General features: G+C 64.5%; 19 protein-coding genes and 1 pseudogene. 5 read left to right on the plus strand and 15 right to left on the minus strand.

Annotated features, from left to right (window positions below; genetic code table 11):
• Positions 1-7: 7 nt before the first annotated feature.
• On the minus strand, positions 8-3490 hold the full coding sequence (locus F757_RS0130385; protein ID WP_027214622.1) for a transglutaminase family protein: 3483 nt from the start codon (positions 3488-3490) through the stop codon (positions 8-10).
• Positions 3491-3565: 75 nt separating this feature from the next.
• Positions 3566-3739: a hypothetical protein gene (locus F757_RS36005; protein WP_156923788.1), complete on the minus strand. Its 174-nt coding sequence runs from the start codon at positions 3737-3739 to the stop codon at positions 3566-3568.
• Here F757_RS36005 and F757_RS0130390 point away from each other — a divergent pair.
• Positions 3738-4844 carry a zinc-binding metallopeptidase family protein gene (locus F757_RS0130390; RefSeq protein ID WP_027214623.1) on the plus strand — a complete coding sequence of 369 codons (1107 nt, stop codon included), beginning with the start codon at positions 3738-3740 and terminating at the stop codon, positions 4842-4844. The genes F757_RS36005 and F757_RS0130390 overlap by 2 nt on opposite strands.
• Before the next feature lie 3 nt (positions 4845-4847).
• On the opposite strand, the gene F757_RS0130395 is transcribed toward F757_RS0130390, so the two are convergent.
• The 3 genes from F757_RS0130395 to F757_RS0130415 all read right to left on the minus strand — a co-directional run bounded on the left by F757_RS0130395 (position 4848) and on the right by F757_RS0130415 (position 7551).
• Positions 4848-6125 carry a DUF3443 domain-containing protein gene (locus tag F757_RS0130395; protein ID WP_051376903.1) on the minus strand — a complete coding sequence of 426 codons (1278 nt, stop codon included), beginning with the start codon at positions 6123-6125 and terminating at the stop codon, positions 4848-4850.
• 10 nt (positions 6126-6135) lie between these two features.
• Complete coding sequence (locus F757_RS0130400) at positions 6136-6585, minus strand: DUF2844 domain-containing protein (protein WP_027214625.1); 450 nt, start codon at positions 6583-6585, stop codon at positions 6136-6138.
• A gap of 525 nt (positions 6586-7110) precedes the next feature.
• A complete protein-coding gene (locus tag F757_RS0130415; RefSeq protein WP_027214628.1) occupies positions 7111-7551 on the minus strand; it encodes a phasin family protein in 441 nt (146 codons plus the stop codon).
• A gap of 748 nt (positions 7552-8299) precedes the next feature.
• Between F757_RS0130415 and F757_RS34425 the strand changes: the two are divergent.
• Positions 8300-8882: pseudogene (locus tag F757_RS34425) on the plus strand (DUF4410 domain-containing protein); the annotation flags it as partial.
• Positions 8883-8912: 30 nt separating this feature from the next.
• On the opposite strand, the gene F757_RS35555 reads toward F757_RS34425, so the two are convergent.
• The gene (locus F757_RS35555) at positions 8913-9305 is read right to left on the minus strand and encodes a response regulator (RefSeq protein WP_084531132.1); all 393 of its coding nucleotides are present in this window, start codon (positions 9303-9305) and stop codon (positions 8913-8915) included.
• A gap of 271 nt (positions 9306-9576) precedes the next feature.
• Complete coding sequence (locus F757_RS0130425) at positions 9577-11613, minus strand: cytochrome c biogenesis protein DipZ (RefSeq protein ID WP_027214629.1); 2037 nt, start codon at positions 11611-11613, stop codon at positions 9577-9579.
• A 391-nt stretch (positions 11614-12004) separates the two neighbouring features.
• On the opposite strand from F757_RS0130425, the gene F757_RS0130430 reads away from it, so the two are divergent.
• Positions 12005-12556 carry a thioredoxin family protein gene (locus F757_RS0130430; protein ID WP_013342614.1) on the plus strand — a complete coding sequence of 184 codons (552 nt, stop codon included), beginning with the start codon at positions 12005-12007 and terminating at the stop codon, positions 12554-12556.
• Positions 12557-12641: 85 nt separating this feature from the next.
• Positions 12642-13556, plus strand: a complete 915-nt coding sequence (locus tag F757_RS0130435; RefSeq protein WP_027214630.1) for a LysR substrate-binding domain-containing protein — start codon at positions 12642-12644, stop codon at positions 13554-13556.
• A 74-nt stretch (positions 13557-13630) separates the two neighbouring features.
• Here the strand turns inward: F757_RS0130435 and F757_RS0130440 are convergent, their stop codons facing one another.
• The gene (locus F757_RS0130440; protein WP_027214631.1) at positions 13631-13885 is read right to left on the minus strand and encodes a tautomerase family protein; all 255 of its coding nucleotides are present in this window, start codon (positions 13883-13885) and stop codon (positions 13631-13633) included.
• Positions 13886-13944: 59 nt separating this feature from the next.
• Positions 13945-14655: an SDR family NAD(P)-dependent oxidoreductase gene (locus F757_RS0130445; RefSeq protein ID WP_027214632.1), complete on the minus strand. Its 711-nt coding sequence runs from the start codon at positions 14653-14655 to the stop codon at positions 13945-13947.
• A gap of 434 nt (positions 14656-15089) precedes the next feature.
• Between F757_RS0130445 and F757_RS0130450 the strand changes: the two genes are divergently transcribed.
• Entirely contained in the window at positions 15090-16028 is a 939-nt protein-coding gene (locus F757_RS0130450) for a YihY/virulence factor BrkB family protein (protein WP_027214633.1), read from the plus strand.
• Positions 16029-16056: 28 nt separating this feature from the next.
• Here F757_RS0130450 and F757_RS0130455 read toward each other — a convergent pair whose 3' ends face one another.
• The 6 genes from F757_RS0130455 to soxC all read right to left on the minus strand — a co-directional run bounded on the left by F757_RS0130455 (position 16057) and on the right by soxC (position 22000).
• Complete coding sequence (locus F757_RS0130455) at positions 16057-16953, minus strand: ABC transporter permease (RefSeq protein ID WP_027214634.1); 897 nt, start codon at positions 16951-16953, stop codon at positions 16057-16059.
• Positions 16950-17798: an ABC transporter ATP-binding protein gene (locus F757_RS0130460; protein ID WP_027214635.1), complete on the minus strand. Its 849-nt coding sequence runs from the start codon at positions 17796-17798 to the stop codon at positions 16950-16952. Before F757_RS0130460 ends, F757_RS0130455 begins: the two co-directional genes overlap by 4 nt.
• Before the next feature lie 84 nt (positions 17799-17882).
• Positions 17883-18965, minus strand: coding sequence for an ABC transporter substrate-binding protein (locus F757_RS0130465; protein WP_027214636.1), 1083 nt, complete (start codon positions 18963-18965; stop codon positions 17883-17885).
• A 74-nt stretch (positions 18966-19039) separates the two neighbouring features.
• Positions 19040-19957, minus strand: a complete 918-nt coding sequence (locus F757_RS0130470; protein ID WP_027214637.1) for a TauD/TfdA dioxygenase family protein — start codon at positions 19955-19957, stop codon at positions 19040-19042.
• 173 nt (positions 19958-20130) lie between these two features.
• The gene (locus tag F757_RS0130475; RefSeq protein ID WP_027214638.1) at positions 20131-20730 is read right to left on the minus strand and encodes a c-type cytochrome; all 600 of its coding nucleotides are present in this window, start codon (positions 20728-20730) and stop codon (positions 20131-20133) included.
• Entirely contained in the window at positions 20723-22000 is a 1278-nt protein-coding gene (gene soxC / locus F757_RS0130480; RefSeq protein WP_027214639.1) for a sulfite dehydrogenase, read from the minus strand. Before soxC ends, F757_RS0130475 begins: the two co-directional genes overlap by 8 nt.
• Between the last annotated feature and the right edge of the window lie 26 nt (positions 22001-22026).

Genomic DNA, 22026 nt, shown 5'->3' on the forward strand with positions numbered 1-22026 from the left:
GAGCGTGTTACCAGTAACGCAGGTCGAGCGTAAACGGAAACTCCAGGCTGCGCTGCGGCGTTTGCACGGCAAGCGGCCCCGGCGTATGGCCCGACGCGAAGAAGCGCGCGCGCCGCCGGCTTTCCGCCTCGTAAGCGTTCACCGGGAAGGTCTGATAGTTGCGCCCGCCCGGATGTGCGACATGATACTGGCATCCGCCGATAGAGCGGCCGTTCCATGTATCGACAAGATCGAAAGTGAGCGGCGCATCCACGCCGATGGTCGGATGCAGCGCCGAAGGCTGCGACCACGCGCGAAAGCGCACCCCGGCCACATATTCGCTGACGCGGCCGGTGGGCTGCAACGGCACGGGCACGCCGTTGACCGTGAGCAGATGACGGTTCTCGTTGAAGCCAAGCGCCCGCACTTCGAGCCGCTCGACCGACGAATCCACATAACGCACGGTGCCGCCGGCCGCGCCCTCCTCGCCCATCACGTGCCACGGTTCTAGCGCATTGCGGATACTCAGCGACACGCCGCTCACCGTGGTCTCGCCGACCAGCGGAAAGCGGAATTCGAAGTGCGGCGCAAACCAGCTACTGTCGAGAGCAAAGCCCTCGCGGTTCAGGTCGCCGAGCACGTCGTCGAAATCCATCTTCACGAAGGTGCCGAGCAGGAAACGGTCGTGCAGTTCCGTGCCCCAGCGCGTCAACCGCTGCGTGTACGGCGTGCGCCAGAAGCGCGCAACCAGCGCGCGCAACAGCAACTGCTGCACGAGACTCATGCGCGCATGCGGCGGCATTTCGAAACCACGCAGTTCAAGCAGGCCGAGACGCCCGGTCGGGCCGTCGGGCGAGTACAGCTTGTCGATGCAAAACTCGGCGCGGTGCGTATTGCCCGTCACGTCGATCAGGATATTGCGCAGCGACCTGTCGATCATCCAGGCGGGCAGGTTCGCGCTGTCGCGGCCGCCGAGCAGGTCGATCTGCCGCTGCAGTTCACGAAACGCTATTTCCAGTTCGTAGACCTGATCGTTGCGGGCTTCGTCGATGCGGGGCGCCTGGCTCGTCGGTCCGATAAACAGCCCTGAAAACAGATACGACAGCGACGGGTGGTTGTGCCAGTACGCGATCAGGCTGGCGAGCAGATCCGGCCGGCGCAGGAACGGACTGTCAGCGGGCGTCGCACCGCCAAGCACGAGGTGATTGCCGCCGCCGGTGCCGGTATGGCGGCCGTCGGTCATGAACTTCTCGCTGCTCAGATAACACTGCGCCGCCGACTCGTACAGGTACTCGGTGTGATCGACCAGTTCATGCCAGTTGGCCGCCGGATGAATGTTGACCTCGATTACGCCGGGGTCCGGCGTGACCTGCAGCATCTTCAAACGGGCATCGCGCGGCGGCGGATAGCCGTCGAGCACGATCTGCATGCGCAATTCGGCGGCTGTGGCTTCTACGGCTGCAAGCAGGTCGAGATAGTCGTCGAGCTGCGTGAGCGGCGGCATGAAAACATGCAGCAGCGCACGGCCGCTGCCGAACGCATCGGCTTCGGCTTTCGGACCGGCTGCACGTTTCGGGTCGCGCGCCTCGACGCAGATGGCGGTGCGCAACGTGTCCTTCGCCGACTTGCCGCGTGCCGGAGCCGCGTCGGCTGCTGCCGCGTCGCGCTGCGGCGCGTACGCGAGCACCGCGCTACCCGGCATGCCGCTCAGCAAGTCCCCCGCCGACGACGACAACGCCGCTGCCCGCCGTGCATCCGCAGGGCTCATGTCGCGCCGCTCGCCGTCGTACTGCATGCGCAACTGCGCAGCGGGGCGCAACGGCACCGGCGGCGCGAACGGATCGTGCGCGTGCTGGTAAGGGTAGTCGGTCTTCGACACCCACGGCAGCGAGTCGAGCGGCAGACGGTAACCCATCGGCGAATCGCCGGGAATCAGGTACATGCGTTCGTCGCGAAAGAACCAGCGGCCCGTCACCCACTGCGGCGGCGCGTGCGGCACGTCGCGCTCGCGCGCGAGCGGCAGCACGTAGCCGGTCACGTTGGCAAGGCCCGCATCGAACACGCGGTGCAAGCGCACGCGCTCCAGTTCGTCGTCAAGGCGTGCGTCGAACGGGTCGACGTTGACCGGCAGACGGCGCTCGCGCCACAGGTAGTACCACACGTCTTCGAAACCGGGCTGAATGCAGTCTTCGTCCAGCGCCAGCTTCGCGGCCAGATGTCTTAGGAAGCGTTGCGCGTCGGCAGCGGTGTAAGTGCCCGGCTCGCGCTCGTCGGCGAACAGCTCGGGGTTCTGCCAGCATGGTTCGCCGTCGGCGCGCCAGTACAGCGACATCGCCCAGCGCGGCAATTGCTCGCCCGGATACCACTTGCCCTGGCCGATATGCAGGAAGCCGTTCGCACCGTAGCGCGAACGCAGCTTGTCCATCAGCGCGACGGCATAGCCGCGCTTGGTCGGGCCGAGCGCATCGGTATTCCATTCGGCGGGGTCGCGGTCGCGCACGGACACGAAGGTCGGCTCGCCGCCCATCGTCAGGCGCACGTCCATGTCGGCCAGTTGCCGGTCCACCTGGTCGCCCATTGCGAGCACGTCGCTCCACACTTCTTCGGTGTACGGCTTCGTGACGCGCGGCGTTTCCAGCACGCGCGTGATGGACATAGTGTGGCTGAACTCGACTTCGGACTCGTCCACCGCGCCCGAGATCGGCGCGGCGCTGCCGGGTTCGGGCGTGCAGGCAACCGGAATGTGGCCCTCGCCGGCAAGCAGCCCCGAGGTCGGGTCGAGGCCGATCCAGCCCGCGCCCGGCAGATAGACTTCGCACCACGCGTGCAGGTCGGTGAAGTCGACCTCGGTACCGCTCGGTCCGTCGATCGCTTTGATGTCGGGCGCAAGCTGCAGCAGATATCCAGACACGAAGCGGGCCGCAAGGCCAAGCTGACGCAAGGTTTCAACCAGCAGCCAGCCTGAGTCGCGGCACGATCCGGCACCGCTCATGAGCGTTTGCTCGGGCGTCTGCACCCCGGGCTCCATCCGGATCAGATAGCGGATCTCGCGTTGCAGCCGCTGATTCAGCGCAACCAGAAAGTCAGCGGTGCCGGTTGGCGTGCGCTCGATGCTGTGAACGAACTGGGCAAAGCGCGGCGTCATGGGACGCTTCACGCGATAGGGCGCGAGTTCGAGCGCCAGGTCCGGCGTGTAGTCGAACGGGAACTGTTCGACGGAGGGCTCGAGAAAGAAGTCGAACGGGTTGTAGACCGCCATCTCGGCGACCAGATCGACGGTCACTTTGAACTCGCGCGTCCGGTCTGGAAACACGAGGCGCGCCTGATAGTTGGCGAACGCATCCTGCTGCCAGTTGATAAAGTGGTGAGCAGGCTCGACTCGCATCGAATACGAAAGAATCGGAGTCCGGCAATGCGGCGCGGGCTTGAGCCGCACCACTTGGGGCGACAGCGCCACCAGCCTGTCATAACGGTAATGTGTGACGTGGTTCAACGCGACGCGGATGGACACACCGGACTCCTGGTCTAGGTTGGCAGCCCGCCGAAAAAGCAAGCTTCATGCCGTTGATCTTAAAACCGCATGCCGCTACAGCCCTGCCACCGTGTGCCCTGCCCGCAGGCCATGCACCAAGGCGAGGCAATGCCGATGCACGATCATGCCCATACTGTGCGTTAAACCGGTGACGTCTGGCCGTGCGGCATGAACATTGCGCGGCATCCACGCTCCCAACTGCCACTTGCCGTCTCGGGCTTCGTCCATGAAAACCTTCCACTGCAACCGTTGCTCGCACCGCGTGTTTTTTGAAAACGTGCGCTGCGAACGCTGTGAGGCCTTGCTCGGCTACCTGCCGGAACTGCATGAAATCAGCGCTTTCGAAGATGCGGGCCAGGAGCGCTGGCGCAGCCTGCATCCGCAGGCGGACGGTGCGCTCTACAAGCAATGCCACAACTATGCAGTCGAAAACGTCTGCAACTGGATGATTCCGGCAGAGTCGCCCGATACATTGTGCCGCGCCTGCCAGTTGACCCACACCATTCCGAATCTCAGCGCGCCGGACAACCGGCTGTACTGGTATCGCCTTGAAGTCGCAAAGCGGCGCCTGCTTTATACGCTGGCCGAGTTCGGGCTCGAGGTCAAATCGCGCATTGAAGACCCCGAACAGGGACTCGCATTCGAATTTCTCGAAGACGGCGGCGACGGCTCGCGCGTGATGACGGGTCACGACAACGGGCTGATCACGCTCAACATCGCCGAGGCCGACGACGCGCATCGCGAGAAAGTGCGCACTGCGATGGGCGAACCATACCGCACGTTGCTCGGCCACTTCCGCCACGAAACGGGTCACTACTACTTCAGCCGGCTGGTGGAGAAAAGCCCGCGCTGGCTCGAGCCGTTCCGCAAGCTGTTCGGCGACGAGCGCGCCGACTACGGCGAGGCGCTCGCGGCCTACTACCGCGACGGCGCGCCCGCCGACTGGCAGGCGTCTTGCATCAGCGCGTATGCAACCATGCACCCTTGGGAAGATTGGGCCGAGACGTGGGCGCACTACATGTTGATCGTCGACGTGCTCGATACGTCGACCTCGTACGGCCTCGCGCTGCTGCCCGACGATCCGGACGCACCCACGCTGACCGACCGCACGCCCGTTGAAGACGCCAGCTTCGATAATCTGATGAGACGCTGGTATCCGCTCACGTATGCATTGAACAGCCTCAATCGCAGCCTCGGCATGCCCGACGGCTATCCGTTCACATTGGCCGCACCGGTGGTGGACAAATTGCGCTTCGTGCATCGCGTGATTGCGGAGGCGGGAAACAGGTCGCCGGTCCCGCAAGGCGCGCAGCGCGCCGCGAAGCCGGCCTGAACTTCAATACGCGACGTAAGGGCCGGCGCCGCCCGGGGTCGCCTGCTGCTCGATGGCCGCGTACACGGTGCGGCCATAGAAGAACGGCAAGCCCCAATCGAAAATCGACGAGGTGACGAACGCGGGGCCGGCCAGCAACGGCAACGCGGAGTCGTCTGGATACGTCTGCGCGACGACACTCGCATTCGCCACGCTAAAGCTCACCGCGCTTGTCGCGCCGTTCACGCCTTCTATCATCGCGCTCAACTGTGTGGTCGAAGGCGGACAGTAGTACGCATTGTTCGGACTCGCGCAAACCGGCAAAGCGTTGCTCCTGAAGAAGAGCCCCGTCGAGCCGCTGTCCAGAATGCTGCGCGAATACGTAGTGCCGTCGTGCACGGTCGTGAAGGTGCCGTTCGACGGACTCACGCCGATCACCTGCGCGCTGCCGAGCGTGTTGTTGCTCTGTGTGCCGATGCCGAACACCAGTTGCCCGCTCACCGACTGCGCGCCGCCCGTCACCGCGGGCAGGCTCAGCAACGAGCCGTTGTTGTCGGTCGCGAAGTATGGGATGGGGTTGGCGACCTGCAGCGCTTCGGCCAACGCGATCGACGTGCAGGCCGCGCCGTTGCAGCCGTAGTAAGTGCCGGGCAATGCCTGCGACACGCAATTCGCGCCGCAGTCATGCTTGAACACACCGATGCCGAGAATGCCGTTGGCCTGCAGCATGGCGGGCGTATTTCGCGCAACGCCCACGCTCGCGCAATCCGCGGGCACCGAAGCGTAGTTAGGATCGATCACCTGAATCGGCAACGACGCGGCCTTTTCGCCGGCAATCTGCAGGTCGGCCAGCTTCACGGCGCCCCACGTAAAGCCGTTGAAAAACTGCATGCATTCGGCGACCAGATGGCCCGACGCGTCCTTCTGCTGGGGAAGCGCCAGCGACGCCGGCAATTGCGCTGCGAACACGCGCACGCCCCATGAGCCGGTGTCGACGAGCACGTGGTCGATGGTCTGGCATTGCGTGGTGCCCGGCGCGCAAATCGTGAGGCTGACGAACGGCATGTTAGGCACGTTGCTCACGCCGGAGTCGACGCTCACGCGCACTGCATTGGCGGCGAGCGCTTGCGGCGTGGGCGTCGCGTTGGTCACACCGGGGCCGGCTGACGAACTGGTCGACGCATTCGGGGTTGCGCTGGCGGAGCCACCGCCGCCGCCACCGCAGGCGCTGACAAGCAGGGCGAAAAGCAGCGCGAAGAGCACGGCGCACGACATCGAAACAAGCCTGAAGGCATGACACATGGCGGCTCCCTTATCGAATCACGCTGGGGGCCACGCCCGCAGGCAGCGCTCGCGGCAGATATGCATAACCGGAGAACGCACGCAGATGTCCGCCTGAGTACACCACGAGATCGGCGCCCGAAACAGCGAGCGGTGTGTTTCTCTGCGCCGCGCTCGCCGCGACATAGGTATTGAACGACGTGCCGAGTACGCTCTTGAGATCGGGCAAGGTCGGCCCTTCCCACGCGACGCCGAACACCATGCCGTTGGCCGTCACGTATTCGCGCACGAGCGTGCCGGAGGGCAGCGTGATCGCATGCACCGAATACGCGTTCTGCGTCGATGCGGTTCGTGCGACCGCATGCATACGCGCGCCGTCGTTGTCGACACTGCTTGCGTTCTCGCCCAGCGTCGCATGAGCGGCCAGCGGCAACGCGCAGCCCGCCCCGAGCATTGCGCCGGCAATGCCGATTGAAAGCATCGGTTTCAAGAGAATTCCTTCGAGGTGAGATGCTCGCGACATGCCGTGGCCGTCGCGAACGCGAAACTAAACGCGCAACTCGGGCAGGCAGATTGCGTTAACGCCGCTCAGGTGCTTGCTCAGGTGCGTGAATGCGTCTACGGAGTGGCGGCGCGAAACTTTAGCGGCGAGGGTGTCGCCGGCCAATCGTTTGCGTGGGAATTTGAACGCGTCGGCAAAAAAGCGCCGGTTTGCGGCGTTTGACGCTCATGCAACGGCACGCCGCCGGCACTGCTTGCCGGCGAGTTCGAAGGGGCGGGCGCGTTTGAAACGAACGGCCGCGCGGAAAAGGATTGGCCACGAAGAGAAATACGCAGGCCATACGCACAAAAGCAGCCGATGTAAGCGCGCGTTGAACTCAGAGGCCGCCTGAAAACTAGCGGCGCACGAAAAAGCCGCGAACGGCTCGCCGGATTCCGACGAGCTTTCGCGGCTTCGGCTTGCGTGCGGCATGAGCCGCACGCAAGCGGTTCACGACCAACGTGCTTATGCCTTCGGCTGCTGTTGCTGTTGTTGCTGCAACAGCGAGCGCAATTCCTGCACGTTTTCTTCGACGCGTTTTGCGATTACCGCATACGACTCCGCCTGCGTCTGATAGGCCGCCTGCGCGAGCTGCTGCATGTCCGCGAGCGACTTGTGCAGGCTTTGCTGGATCAACTCGGCGGTTTTCGCGGAAGGCGCGGCGCCGCTCGCCGATAACTGACCGGTCAGCGACTGCAATTCGGCAAGCGTGGTACGCAACATCTCGGCCTGCTTCTGCGCGAGCGACTGCATGCCCTGGAACGCGGTCTGATTCGCCTGAACCAGTGCTTCAACGTCCTTGCGCCGCGCTTCCATGATCGCGGGCACGTCGAAGCCGGGCAGCTTGAACTGCTCCAGCATTTTGGTGAAATCGCCAAACGGATTGGCGGTATCAGGTCGGTCCATGCGAAATCCTCCTTTACGGTTGAACGACGCGAGCGGCGCTGCGCCACATGATTCACGCGAGGCAGGCACCGGCTCTTCCGGTGCACCACGCCCCAAAGCCGCTTTGCGCGGCACTGGGGTCGGACGGCACATTGCGCCCATCATGCGCCATCCGCCGTCAATGCGCCAGCGCACATACCGTTCCCGCACGCGGCGCAATGGCCGGTAAGCCGACGACCTCGTGATCGGCTATGCGCACAACAGGCGTATGGCCGCGTTCGCTGCATAGCGTTGGTTCTCCCACATTGCCGCTCATTGGCCGCTTTTTCGTCTTCCCTCGGGTGATTACGATAAAGACTGTTGAAACGCCAGTGCGGGTGAAGCATGCGTTATCCAGTGGATGTTGCCGTTGCCGCCGCTTTGCTCGTGCTCGTGCTTTGCTGCGTCATCGCGCTTGCCTTGCGCTGATCGCGCGAGCCCCGCGCGCCACGTGCAATTGCGCGCGTCTTCCCTCTTCTTCAGCCCTCCTTCCCGCCGTTCTGAAACGCCCGTTCGGCGCGTGACATGGTTCGAAATAGTTGTTCGATGGAGTCGGCAAAGCCCCTGCCGCATACTTCGTTTCGCTGCCGGTGCGTACGAAACAGCACGCATGAGATCACGAACGCTTCATGTGCGCCCCCTGTCGCCGATGATCACGATCCTCCGGTTCCCGGTCATCGCAAGGCAGGCTCGAACATTACGCCACCGCGTGCCGACTACAGGACGCATCATGTTCACTTCGATCAAGCTCATCCAGAAACACTCGCCCGTTTTGCGCGCCTCGCGATGGTCAGCGCCAGCGCGGTGCTGAGCGGTTGGACGAGCGGCAACATCGCTGGCGGAGCGCGGCCGTCGCACAGCCGGCGGTGCGTCCGGACAACATCTACGTGTGCACGTTCGCCGCGCAGGCGGACGAGGTGAAGCTCGACGGCGGGATGCTGGAGAAACTGAAGACGCAAATGGCCGGCTCGTCCGCGGCACCAAAGCAGGCCGACGACGCCGCACAAGTGCGCGAGCAGCTTGCCAACCAGATCGTCGATGAGCTGCAGTCGAAGGGGTCGCGCGCGATCCGCTCAGACGTCCCCGCGCCCGCCGACCAGAACGTGCTGATGGTGCAAGGCAGCTTCGATACCTTCGACGCGGGCAACCGGCGCCGTCGCGTGTTGATCGGCCTGGGTGCGGGCAAGAGCGAGGTCAGCAGCTCGGTGCGGATCTTCTACACGCCCGCAGGCGGCGCGCCGCGGCTCGTGCAGAGCTTCACCGCGAACGCCGACAGCGGCAAGGCGCCTGGCATACTGGAGACGGCGGGCGTGCCGCAGCCGCGCCAGGCGGCCCGCACGAGTTCAGTTCCTGTCGCGCCAGAGATTGCGCATCAACGCGAGCAGAACGTTAGGCGCGGTGCCCTTCTGGCAGTAGCCGTCGAAATTGTGGCGGCCGCGGCCGGTTTCGCGCACGTGCTGCTCGTCGAGCGAGGTGAACGCAACAATGCCGAGGCTAGGCGTGGGCAGATAGTTGCGCAACGCGCTCGCCGTATCGTAGCCGTCGCGCTCCGGCATCATGATGTCGAGCACGACCACGTCGGGTACCCAATCTTTCACACAGGTGAGTGCTTCGTTACAACCGTTCGCCGCGCGCGCTTCCACGCCTTCGTACGACAGGTAGGTGGCGAGCGCTTCTGCCGCGCCCTGATTGTCGTCGACCACCAGCACCCGCGGCACCTCGTGCAAGACCCTCACCTGGCGGGCGCTCCACCTTTGACACGTTGTTCGGGACATGTATGACGATTTGCATGAGAAAACTCTCGCAGCGCAGCAAGTGGCATACCAGTCAGCCGCGCCGACGGCGCTGACGTCAGGGCATTAATGCGCCGCGGCCGCCCCGGTGAATCACGGGAAACCGTCCACCACCCGTTCGGGTTGGCGCGCGGCTTAGTGCGAGGCGCTAACCGGAGCGCAAGCCGTCGGCGCAGCGACTTTGGCGCGGGTCGCCGACGGCGCGCGGCTTCGGCTAGCCAAACGTGAACGCATAGGCACTCACGCCCGCATCGAGGAACTGGATTTCGAACGTTCGATCCTCCACCGGGCCGCTTTGCCGCACCAGTTGATAAAGCCGCTCTTTGTCGATCACGCCTACGCCGTTCGCGTCCGTGTCCGCGCCATGCGACGCGCCCGGCGCTTTGCCGTCGATCGTCACTTTGAAGCGCACGGGCTTGCCGTCCGCCATCGGCCCTAACACCAGATGCAGGTCGCGCGCGTGAAAGCGGTACGCGATCTTCGCGCCGCTGCGTCCCGATTGCGCGCGCTCGCCCATCACGTCCCACTCGCCTTCGAGGCTCCAGCTTCCGGTGGCCAGACGCGCGGGGCTGCTGTAAGCGCGAAGCACGTCGGGCGCCAGCGTTTCCGGCGAAGCGAAACCCTCGGCCTGACGATAACCGACGTACGTCTCGCCCGAGCGCAGGTCGCGCGGATCGGCGGCGGCTTCGATGCCCGCGGCCTTCGCGGTGCCCGCGGGCGCGGGCAGTGCCGGGTGGCCGGCGTCGGCCAGCAATTGACGGATCACCTCTTCGGACTTCTCGTATCCGCCTTCGCCAAAGTGGTGATAGCGGATCTGGCCACGCGCATCGACGATATAGAAGGCCGGCCAGTACTGATTGCCGAAAGCCTGCCACACGGCAAGGTTGTTATCGATGGCAACCGGATAGTCGATGTGCAGATCGGCCGCCGCGCGCTTCACGTTCGCGATGTTGTGCTCGAACGCGAATTCCGGCGAGTGCACGCCTATCACGACGAGCCCCTGATCGCGATACCGGTTCGACCACGCCTTCAGATACGGCAGCGTGCGCAGGCAGTTGATGCACGAATACGTCCAGAAATTGACGATCACCACTTTGCCGCGCAGGTCGCTGCTTTTCAGGGGCGGCGAGTTCAGCCAGTCAACGGCGCCCGACAGCGAAGGCAACGCGCCTTCCGCCGGCAGTGAAAGCGGCGCGGCAAGGGGGATCGGTCGGGCCAGGGCGGCGGAGTCCGCATTGGTGCTGACTCTCAGGAGCGCGGTGGCGTACGCCGCGCGAGATTGGCTGGGCGGGAGATCGGCAGGCTGCCAATCGGCGGGCTTCAAGTCGGTGGGCTTTAAGTCGGTGGGCTTTAAGTCGGTGGGCTTCAAGTCGGCGGGCTCGAAATCGGTGGTCCTTGAATCTGTGGTCCTTAACTCGGTCGGCTTCAAATCGGTGGGCCTTAAAGCGGCGCGCGGTGCGTCCGCCCGCAATGAATCCGTGCGCTCCGATTTCTCGCCCGCCGGTTCGCCCCGCTGGGCCGCCCCGCGCGGCGACCACCGCTGCACCAGCTTGTCCTCAATGCCAGTCGTATTGACCGACGGCAACAAGGCCAACGCCCGCGTATCCAGACCCAGCGCGATTGCGCCGGCCGACAGCACCACCGCCGCGCCGACCACCTGACGCACGCGCTCACTCACGCCATACGAGCGGCGCAGTACCGCGACGAGCCGCCCGCCGATTGCGAGGACGATCGCAAGCGAAACCGCCGCGCCCGCCGCGAACGCAAGCAACGGCAACACGCTCGCGCCGCCCGGCCGATGCAGGATCACGCCGGTCATCACCAGCCCGAGAATCGGGCCCGCGCACGGCGCCCACAGCAAGCCGGTCGCGACGCCCAGGCCGACGGACGACAGCACGCTCGGCTCGCCGCCGTCGCGGCGCACCGCGTCGTCAAGACGATTACCCGCGCTCACGAGCGGATGCGTGAGCCGCTCGGCTATCGACGGAAACAGCAGCGCCGCGCCGAACAGTGCGAAGAACACGAGCGCGATCCAGCGGCCATATTCATTCACATGCGCGACCCAGGCGCCGCCAGCCAGAGCGAGACTCGCGACGGCGGCGAACGTCAGCGCCATGCCGGCGAGGAGCGGCAAACCGTGGCGCACGAACGACTGATCGACGCGCGCGAACACGAGCGGCACAACCGGAAGAATGCACGGACTGACGATGGTGAGCATGCCGCCGGCGAAGGCGAGAAGTATGAGCAGCATAACAATGTCCTTTCGTTCAATGACCTGGTCGGCCCGCACCGGCTGCATGAACGGCATAGGCAGCGAGGGCCGGGTGGCGGATACCGGATGAGTGCATTGAACTGCCGGCACGTATCGGGCTTGTGTCGGCGAAGACGAGGTTGTGCAAGCTCATGTATCGAGGGACGCATAGATACAGTGCGACACAAAAACAGCCGTCCGCCCACGCGCGCCCGCGGCCGCGCGCGGATGGCTTTGTATCGCAACGTATCGGCACGCGGCGCGGACACACAACGTTGCGCAGACACGCGAGAGACGACACACGGCAGATACGTGGGCGGCGTCCAATGACGTCATGCTTGCCGATTTACCTACGCGCACACCGCGCGTCTCATGCAAAGGACGATTCATCATGCCTACCCGACTCAAAACCCTCGCCACCATCGGCTCGTTCGTCGCGCTCGCGCTGGTCGCGAGCCTCGTCGGCACGCGTGGCGGCGCCATCAGCGCCGCCGAACGCAACATGCCGGCCACGCCGCAAATAACGGGCATCGACAAATGGATCAACAGCACGCCGCTCACGCTGCCCGAGTTGCGCGGCAAAGTCGTGCTGGTCGATTTCTGGACCTACTCGTGCATCAACTGCGTGAACACACTGCCCTACGTGAAGAACTGGTACAACCAGTACGCCAGTCAGGGGCTGCAGGTCATCGGCGTCCACACGCCGGAATACCCGTTCGAACGCAACGCGGGCAATGTCAGCGCCGCCGTCAAGAAGTTCGACATCCGTTATCCGGTGGCGCTCGACAACGAATACGCGACATGGAACGCGTTCAACAACCAGTACTGGCCCGCGGTGTATCTGCTGGACAAGCAGGGACACGTCGTCTACAGCCATTTCGGCGAAGGCGACTATGCACAAACGGAAGCAAAGATTCGCGAGTTGCTGGCGCAACCCGGTTGATGCAACGCCGCGTGAGGTGTTGACGCCGCCATGCCCGCCTGCGAGCATGCGGCAATCGAAATCAGACAAGGCGCCAGGCGAGCCCATGCGAGCACCCAACCATCTGAACGCGCTGCGCGCTTTCGAGGCCGTCGGCCGGCACCTGAGCTACGTTGCCGCCGCCGAGGAACTGCACGTGACGCCGGCCGCAATCGGCCAGATGATTCGCGGGCTGGAGGAGACGCTCGACATCGAGCTGTTTCATCGCTCGACGTCGGGCGCGTCGCGGCTCGTGCTGACCGACGCCGCGCGCGCGGCCATGCCGGAATTGCAGGCCGGCTTCGAGTTGCTCGCACAGGCCGTCGAGCGGGTCAAGGCAAGCAAGGCACGCATTACCGTGACGGTTACGGTGCCCCCGGCGCTGGCGGACAAATGGTTTCTGTATCGCGTGGAGCGGTTTCAGCGCAAGTATCCGCGCTACGATCTGCGTATCGACCTGTCGTTGAGACTTGTCGACTTCACCGCCGATAGAGTCGATGCCGGCATTCGTTACGGGACCGGCCACTGGCCCGATCTGGCTGCGACCTTTCTGATGCGCGACGAGTTCTTCCCCGTTTGCAGCCCCGCGCTGCTCGAGGGCGAGCATCCGCTCAGGACACCGGCGGACCTGAACCACCATCCGCTGATCCACGACATTTCGATGCGCGCCGCACCGGCGTTTCCCACCTGGCGCTCATGGGTGCAGAAGACGGGCAACGCGGGCGTGGTCAATTGCGACCGGGGCTTGCAGATCAACGACTCGGCCGCGGCGATTCACACGGCGATCTCGGGCAACGGAGTGGCGCTCGGCAGAACCTGTCTTGTCGAGCGCGACATTGCGGAAGGCCGGCTGGTGCGGCCGTTCCCGCAAGCGCAGAGCTGCGACCTCGCCTATTACGTGGTGCATAGAAAAGACAACGGCAGCGAGCCCGCGGTGGTGGCCTTCAAGGAGTGGCTTCTTGCCGAAGCCAACGCCAGATGATCGCCCCCGCGTGGGCTGCGCGCGCAGCGCGCTGCGCATGGCAGGCGTCGGCGCGCCACGCGGGTATTCACTGCCTATGCGCTATTCGTGCCGCCAGTCCTCTTTAGCGCCAGTTGCTTGCGGTATGCCTCGACCGGCAAGCCGCCCCAGCCCCAGTTCTCCATGTCGACTTCCTCGATCACGACGAAGGTGGCTTCCAGCGGCTTGTTCAGCACGTCCAGCAACAGGTGACTGACGCCGCTTATCAAGCGCGCTTTTTCCTCGGCGGTGACCGCGTTTGCGCCGGGCGTGTTTCCCTCGCGCGTGACCTGAATCGTGACGATAGGCATGTCGTTCTCCGTGGCAAAGGCGGGCGCCGCGAACCGGCGCCCTGTTCGTTGTCGATGCTTCAGTGGCCGGCGCTCTGGCCGCCGTCGACGTGCAGGATCTCCCCTGTCACGAACGGCGCGGCGTCCAGATACAGCACCGCCTGCACGATGTCGCCCATTTCGCCCATACGTCCCACCGGATGCAGCGCGCCCAGCGCCGCGTGCGTTTCGACCGGGTGCATAGGCGACTTGATGACGCCAGGCGATACCGCGTTCGCGCGAATGCCGGCCTTGGCGTACTCGATCGCGATGGACTTGGTGGCCGCATTCAAACCGCCCTTTGTGAGCGAGGCCAGCACCGAAGGCACGCCGCTGATCGCATGGTCCGTGAGACTGGTTGTGATGGTGACGATATGCCCGCTCGAGCGTTTTTCCATTTCGGCAATCGCAAGCTGCGTGATGTGGAAGAAGCCGTCAAGGTTCACGCCTTTCACCAGCGCGTAGTCGTCGGACGTATAGCTCGTGAACGGCTTGGCGACAAACACGCCTGCATTGTTGACGAGCGTGTCGATGCGGCCGAAGCGCGCCACGCCCTCCGCGATCACGCGGCGCGCGGTGGCCGGATCGGCAATGTCGCCTGCCACCGTGACGATGTTTTCATCGTCGACCGGAGTAATGCTGCGTGCCGTTGCGACCACGCGGTAACCGCGCTGACGGAACGCCTTGACCAATTCTGCGCCAATGCCTTGCGAGGCGCCCGTCACCACTGCGACTTTTTCCGACGTATTCATGTTGTGCTCCAAAGTTGTCATCAGATTCAGAAAATGAGGGCTGGCTGCAAGACCGGCTGCCGCCTGACGCGGGTGTCTTGCAGTGCGCCCTCGGTGACTGAACTATCGGCTTTGCGCGGCCATTGAACAAACGAGAAGATCTGCGTCGGCGGAAAAGAAAAACTACGGCGGTCGCGGCGGGGGGGAAATCCGAGGGGTTGCGGTTGCCGCTGCCGCTGCGGTTCCGGCGAGGACAAATTCCGGCGCACGGCAGCAAGCGCAGGCGAGCTACGCCCGGCTGCGGAACACGTGAACAACACGCGTGAGACAGGTGCGGCGTCCAGGCACGGGGCATGCACAGAACAATCCAGCGCCGCGGCCCTGCCTGCCGGCCCGGCGGGACCGGCTGCCCGAACCGGCCGCGGCGCATCTTCACGTTCAATGGCGAGGCGGTTATGAACAAGGTCTCATCGCCCGGACGGGCACCCAGCAAACACGCACGGTTGAGCAACGTTTTCACCGTGGTCGTCAACGCGGGCAAGCGCTTCATGTCGGACCGCTGCCCGATGATGGCGGCGAGCGTCGGTTTCTATTCGGCTTTCTCGCTCGCGCCGACGCTCCTGATGGTGCTCGCGGTCGCAGGCTGGTTTTTCGGCGAAGACGCGGCGCGCGGGCGCCTGTTCGATCAGATGCGGGGCATTCTCGGCAAGGACGCCGCCGAGGCCATGCAGACCATCGTCGAACACGCGCATCGCGCGGACGGCAGCGGCATTGCCGCCGTGGTGTCGGTCGTGCTGTTGATAATCGGCGCGTCAGCGACCTTCACGTCGCTGAATACCGCGCTCGACGTGGTGCTCGAGGCAGAGAAAGACGTCAAGAGCAAGAGCAGCATCACGTGGCTCGTGCGTACGCGGCTCGTGTCGGTGAGCATGGTGCTCGGCCTGGGCTTTCTGCTCGTGGTGTCGCTGGTGCTGGATACCGCAATCACCTACGCAGGCCACGCGATATTCGGCAATTCGCCGCTCGTCATCGTCACTGCGGTGCTGCAAACGGTACTCGGACTGATCGTGCTGGGCGCCGCCTTCACGGCCCTGCTCCGCTGGATGTCCGACGCGAAAGTCAGTCTCACGCACGCGGCGATTGGCGGGATGACAGCGGCGGTACTGTTCTCCGCGGGCCGGCACCTGTTCGGGCTGTACCTCACGCATGCAGGAACGGCCAGTTCGTTCGGCGCCGCAGGCTCGCTCGCCGTGCTGATGATGTGGCTGTACTTTTCGGCGGCGGTATTCCTGTTCGGCGCCGAAACCACCGCCGAACTCGCGGGCCGCAACGAGGCAAAGGACGAGCACAAAGACCGGCCGTTATCGGTCGGCGCGGCGCGCTCGCGCGGCTGAACGCCAACGCGGTTGAACGTCAGCCCGGTTAGTGCTGCACGCCCCAGCGCCGCACTGTGACGCGTTCCAGCGTATCGAACACCAGATGCTCGATCAGCAGTCCGATGACGATAACCGCCGCCAGCCCCGCGAAAACGCGGTCCGTGTACAGCTCGTTGCGATTCTGGAAAATGTACCAGCCCAGCCCGCCGTTGCCGGAACTCGCGCCGAACACCAGTTCCGCCGCGATCAGCGTGCGCCATGCAAATGCCCAGCCTACGCGCAGGCCAGCCAGTATCGAAGGCAATGCTGCCGGCACCAGGATCAGCAGCACGTGGCGCACTCCCGTCAGGCCGTAGTTGCGCCCCGTCATGCGCAGCGTGGCCGGCACCGACTGGAAACCGGAGTAGGTGTTGAGCGCGAGCGGCCACAGCACCGAATGCACGAGCACGAATAGCAGGCTGCCGGTGCCGAGCCCGAACCAGAGCAATGCAATCGGCAATAGGGCTATGGAAGGCAACGGGTTGAACATCGCGGTCAGCATGGACAGCAGATCGCGGCCCACCCGCGTGGAGACCGCGAGCGACGTCAGCACGAACGCGAACGCCGCACCTAGCAGATAGCCGCGCAGCAGTACCGACATCGACACCGCAGTCTTTTGCAGCAATTCGCCGGACCACACGCCTTGCGCAAAGGCGGTGACGGTTGCCCCGAAGGTGGGCAGCAGCAGGTCGTTATTGACCACGCGGGCGGCGACTTCCCATACGGCGATCAGAACCAGCGCGATCAGCGCCTTGCGCAGCCAGCTTTGCGCGAAAACGCGCTTGCCGAGCGGCAACGGCGCTTCGAGCACGAGTTCGCCGAGCGGTTCCAGCGGACGCTCGTATTCGTCGCGAATGGGCGGCAGCAAGGTCGTGGAGTTGGCGGAGGCGGCAGGCGAACTCATTGCACGGCCTCCGTTTCCTCGAACAACAGGTTGTGAATGCGCGCCACGCTGCGCTGAAAATCGCTGCGTCCAAAACTGTCGTGCGAGTACTGGTGACTGTTGAGCTCCGCACGCACGCGGCCCGGATGCGGCGATAGCAGCAAAATGCGGTTGCCGACCACCAGCGCTTCTTCGATCGAATGCGTGACAAAGAGCAGCGTGAAATTCACCTCTTCCCACAAACGCAGCAGTTCCTCCTGCATTTTGCGGCGTGTCAGTGCGTCGAGAGCCGCGAACGGTTCGTCCATCAGCAGCACGCGCGGCTGCATCGCGAGTGCCCGCGCAATCGCCACACGCTGTTTCATGCCGCCCGACAACGTATGCGGATACGCATTTGCAAACGCGGAGAGACCGACCTTGTCGAGGTAATGCAACGCACGTTCATTCGCTTGCGCACGCCCGAGCTTCTTTGCGACCCTCAGCGGAAAGGCCACGTTTTGCAGCACGGTCTTCCACGGCGGCAACTGGTCAAACTCCTGGAAAACGACGATGCGGTCGGGGCCCGGGCCGCGCACGACTTGAGCGTCGAGCGAAATGGTGCCCGACGTGGGCTCGATAAATCCACCCACCGCCTTGAGCAGCGTCGACTTGCCGCAACCCGACGGTCCGAGCAGCACGAAGCGGTCGCCGCCGTAAACGTCGAAGCTGACATCGTGCGTCGCGCGCACAGTGCGCTCGCGCGTGCGGTATTCGAGGCTGACGTTCTCGACCGACAGCAGCTTCTGGCTTGCGGCCGGAGCGTCGTGCAAAGCGCGGCCACCGCGCTTTGCATGTTCGGGAAAGAGTAGCGTGGGATTAGCCACCATTGGATCGCTCCCAGGTTGCGGACTGCGCGGACAGCTCAGCACTGCGCCGCACTGCACTGAAGTAGGAAATGCAGAGCGTCATGCTCAACTGCCCTCTGCGGTTGCGGGGTCGTCGAAGAAATACGCCTTCCATGACTTCGGCTCGTTGCGGATCGCGCCGACGCGGTACATGAACTGCGCCAGACCCAGCGTGTTCTGCGGCGCAATCTTGAACTGCACCTGCGGATTCGTGATGATCCTCAACAGCAGCGCGCGGTCGATCTTCGACTTGTTCACGCGCAGATAAATGTCCGCGGCGGCTTCAGGGTTCGCGGCGATAAAGCGCGACGCATCGGCGAGCGCATCGACAAACGCGCGGTACGTCTTCGGATTGTTGTCGCGGAATTTCTCGGTCGCATAGAGCACCGTTGCGGAACTTGGGCCGCCGAGCACATCGTACGAATTGAGCACGATATGCGCCTTCGGATTGGCCGCGAGTTCCTGATCCTGAAACGGCGGATTGCCGAAATGGCCGGTAATTTCGGTGCCGCCGGCAATGATCGCCGCTGCGGCATCGGGATGCGGCAGCGCCTGCGTGTATTTGTCGAGGCGGTTGTACTCCTTGTCGCCCCAACGCTTTGCGGCCGCGTATTGCAGCACGCGCGACTGCACGGACACGTTCACCGCCGGCACCGCGATGCGGTCTTTCGCGCTGAAATCAGCAATGCTTTTGACGTCCGGATTGTTGCTCACGAGGTAGTACGGCAGATTGCCGAGCGAAGCCACGCCCTTCACGTTCTGCTTGCCATGCGTGCGGTCCCAGATTGTCAAAAGCGGGCCCACGCCTGCGCCCGCAATATCCACGGCGCCCGACAGCAAGGCGTCGTTGACGGCTGCGCCGCCCGAGAGCTGCACCCAGTCCACCTTGATATCGACGCCCTGTTTGCGGCCTTCCTTTTCGATGAACTGCTGGTCGCGCGCCACGTTCAGGAGCAGATAGACAATGCCGAACTGCTCGGCAATCCGGATCTGTCCTTCGGCATGAGCCGGCGCCGCTGCGCTCATACCCGCAGCGCCGACTGAAACGGCCAGCAAGGTGGCGGCAATACGGCGAGTGAGGCGACTAACACGACTAACGCGACTGACAAGCGTCGAGCGTGCAGCGGTCGGGTAAATCCTGGCGAACATCTAAACTCCGGTCGGCGAGTGGTATTGAGTGTCTGTCTTGCGTCGAACGGCAACGCACTCATCGTGAGGGACGATCAGAACGGCACGTCGCCTTCAATCGTCGTGCGATAGAGTTTGCGGCGCAGATGGTCGGGCGTGCCGGCCGCGAGGTGCATCAGCGAGCGGTTGTCCCAGAACACCATGTCGTGTTCGGCCCAGCGGTGCCGGTACACATGCTCGGCCCGCACGCTATGCGCGAAAATTTCGTTGAGCAGTTGCTTGCTTTCGTCTTCGGGCAGGCCGATCACGCGGGTCGTGAAATGCTCGCTCACGAACAGCGCCTTCCGCCCCGTCTCCGGATGCGTGCGTACGATCGGATGCTGCACCGGCTTCACTTGCGCAATCTGTTCGGGCGACAGATTCGGCCGCCACGGGCTGCGCTTTTGCAGTTCGGCATATTTGGCAAGATAGGTGTGCTCGGCCGTGCGTCCCTCCACCGCGCTGCGCAAATGCGCGGGCAACGTGTCCCATGCGAGGTGCATGTTGGCGAACAACGTATCGCCGCCTTCAGCCGGCAATTCCTGCGCGTGCAGCAGCGAGCCGAGGCTCGGTTTTTCCTTGTACGAGAGGTCTGAATGCCAGTAGTGACCGGCATCGCCGAGCCCGATCGGCTTGCCGTTTTCGACGATGTTCGACACCACCAGCACTTCGGGATAGCGGGGCAACTGGAACTGGTGCAGCACGTGTATCTGCAGCGGACCGAAACGGCGGCTAAAGGCGATCTGCTCGTCCGGTGTAATGCGTTGATCGCGGAACACCAGCACATGATGATCGAGGTGCGCCCGGTGAATGCGCGCGAAATCCTGCTGATTGAGCGGCTTGCTCAGATCGAGCCCGAGCACTTCGGCGCCGACGGGGCCGTCGAACGGGCGAATTTCAATCGGCTGACTGGCGATCGCGCCGCCGGCATGGCGGCTGTCGTGGGCGGCGGTGGAGGCAAAAGCTGTCGTCACGGGACACTCTTCGTCGTATCTGTTCGCGGGGCGCCGGCTCGGCGCAGTCAGACGAATGTACCGGCGTGCAGGCGCGAGGACAACGAAGCAAATGCGATACGGTTATCTGCTGGAGTGATAAACCCGATGTTGCGGCGTGCAACGGTCCGCGCAAACGGCGTTGCGCTCGCGGCTCAAAGGCGGCCTGGACGCGGATCGGGCACGAAGCCGTCGCGATTGGGCATCGTCACGCGCGGCAGCGAAGCCGCGTCGAGTCGCGCATCGGCAGGCACGATGCCGTTCTGATTCAGCAGGAAGGCACTCACCGCATACACTTCGTCAGCGGAAAGCGATTCGGGCGCGTTGTACGGCATCGCGCGGCGTATGTAGTCGAAGAGCGTCGTTGCATACGGCCAATAGCTGCCCACCGTGCGCTTTGGCTTCGCGCTCGACAACGTGCCCTTGCCACCTACGAGTGCATCGCCGAGGCCGCCTTCGCCGTGTGCGCCGTGGCACGCCGCACATTTCGCGGCGAACACCCGTGCGCCTGTGGCGACGTCGCCGCTGCCTGGCGGCAGGCCGTGGCCGTCCGGCGCCACGTCGATGTTCCAGGGCGCAATGTCTGCTTCCGTGAGCGGGGTACCAACGCCGTGCGCCAAGCCGGCATTGCGCGCATCGGGCCTGTTATCGCGCTGGCCAAGCGAGCAGCCCGCGAGCGCGATCAGAGCAACGACAGCAACCCGCGCAGCCGGCATGATCCGCAGCGGATTCCGTAGCGAACGACGCTCACGCATTGCGCACCTCGCCATCCGCCTGCACGCGCCACTGCTGGATTGCGTTGTAGTGGTACTGCGAATTGAGCCCGCGCGCGGCAACCAGTTGTTCCCGCGTGGGCTGCACGTAGCCGGTGGAATCGGTGGCGCGAGACAGCAGCGCGGCGGGCGCGCCATCCCAGCGCCAGTCCGCTTCGAAGCGCGTCAGCGCGCGGTCGGCGGGCACCCCATCTAGCCGCGCGAGCCGCCAAGACGCGCCGCCGTCCGTGGAAACCTCGACCTTGCGGATGGTGCCGCGCCCGGACCATGCAATGCCGCTAATCGGGTAATAACCGTGCGTGGTGAGGCGATGCCCCGGCGAGGGCCGCGTGATAACTGACTTCGCATCCATCTCGAACACGAACTGACGTGCCGTGCCGTTCGCGAGCAGACTCGTGTACTTCGACGTCTCCTCGCGCGTTTGCAGCGGCGCGTCGACCACTTTCAGCCTGCGCAGCCATTTGACGTTGGTATTGCCCTCGAAGCCGGGCACGATGAGGCGCAGCGGATAACCGTTCTCGGGCCGCAGGCGCTCGCCGTTCTGCGCGTAGACCACGAGCGCGCGCTCCAGAATGCGCTCGAGCGGCAGGCTGCGCGTCATCGCCGCCGCGTCGGCGCCTTCTGCCAGCAGCCAGGCGCCGCGCTGGGCACGGGTAAGCGCGGATACACCGCCCACCTCTTCGAGCAATGTCGAAAGGCGCACGCCCGTCCATTCGCAACACGACAGCAAACCGTGGGTCAGTTGCACCGGCAGGCCGCTCGGGCCGTTCCATTCGCTACCGGTATTGCCGGAACATTCAAGGAAGTGAATAGCCGACTGCGCCGGCAGGCGCAGCAGGTCGTCCATCGTGAAGAGCTTCGGCGTACGCACGAGGCCATGAATCGTCAGACGGTGCTGGTCCGGATCGATGTCGGGCACGCCGCCGTGATGGCGTTCGTAGACGAGGCCATTCGGAGTGATGGTGCCGTAGAGGTCCGCCAGCGGCGTCATCGACGAAGCGGCGCCGGGCAGCGGCCATGCGCGGGCGCTTCGGCGCACCACCGTCGCCTCGCGCGGCGACGGCACGCCATACGGATGCTCGAGCACCGGCGCGCCGGGCACGCGGCTGGAGGGCGCGATCTCGAGCGGCTTGAGCAACTCGCTTGCCGCCGCAGCTTGTGACGCGACGAGGCTGCCCGCCGCAAGCCGTCCAAGCAGACGGCGGCGGCCAGGCGATGGAAGCGGACGGGACGGCGTTTGGCCAGGGCTCATTGTGGCAGCGGCGCTTCATTGAGAAG

The organism is Burkholderia sp. WSM2232 (genome assembly GCF_000472545.1).
Taxonomy (GTDB): domain Bacteria; phylum Pseudomonadota; class Gammaproteobacteria; order Burkholderiales; family Burkholderiaceae; genus Paraburkholderia.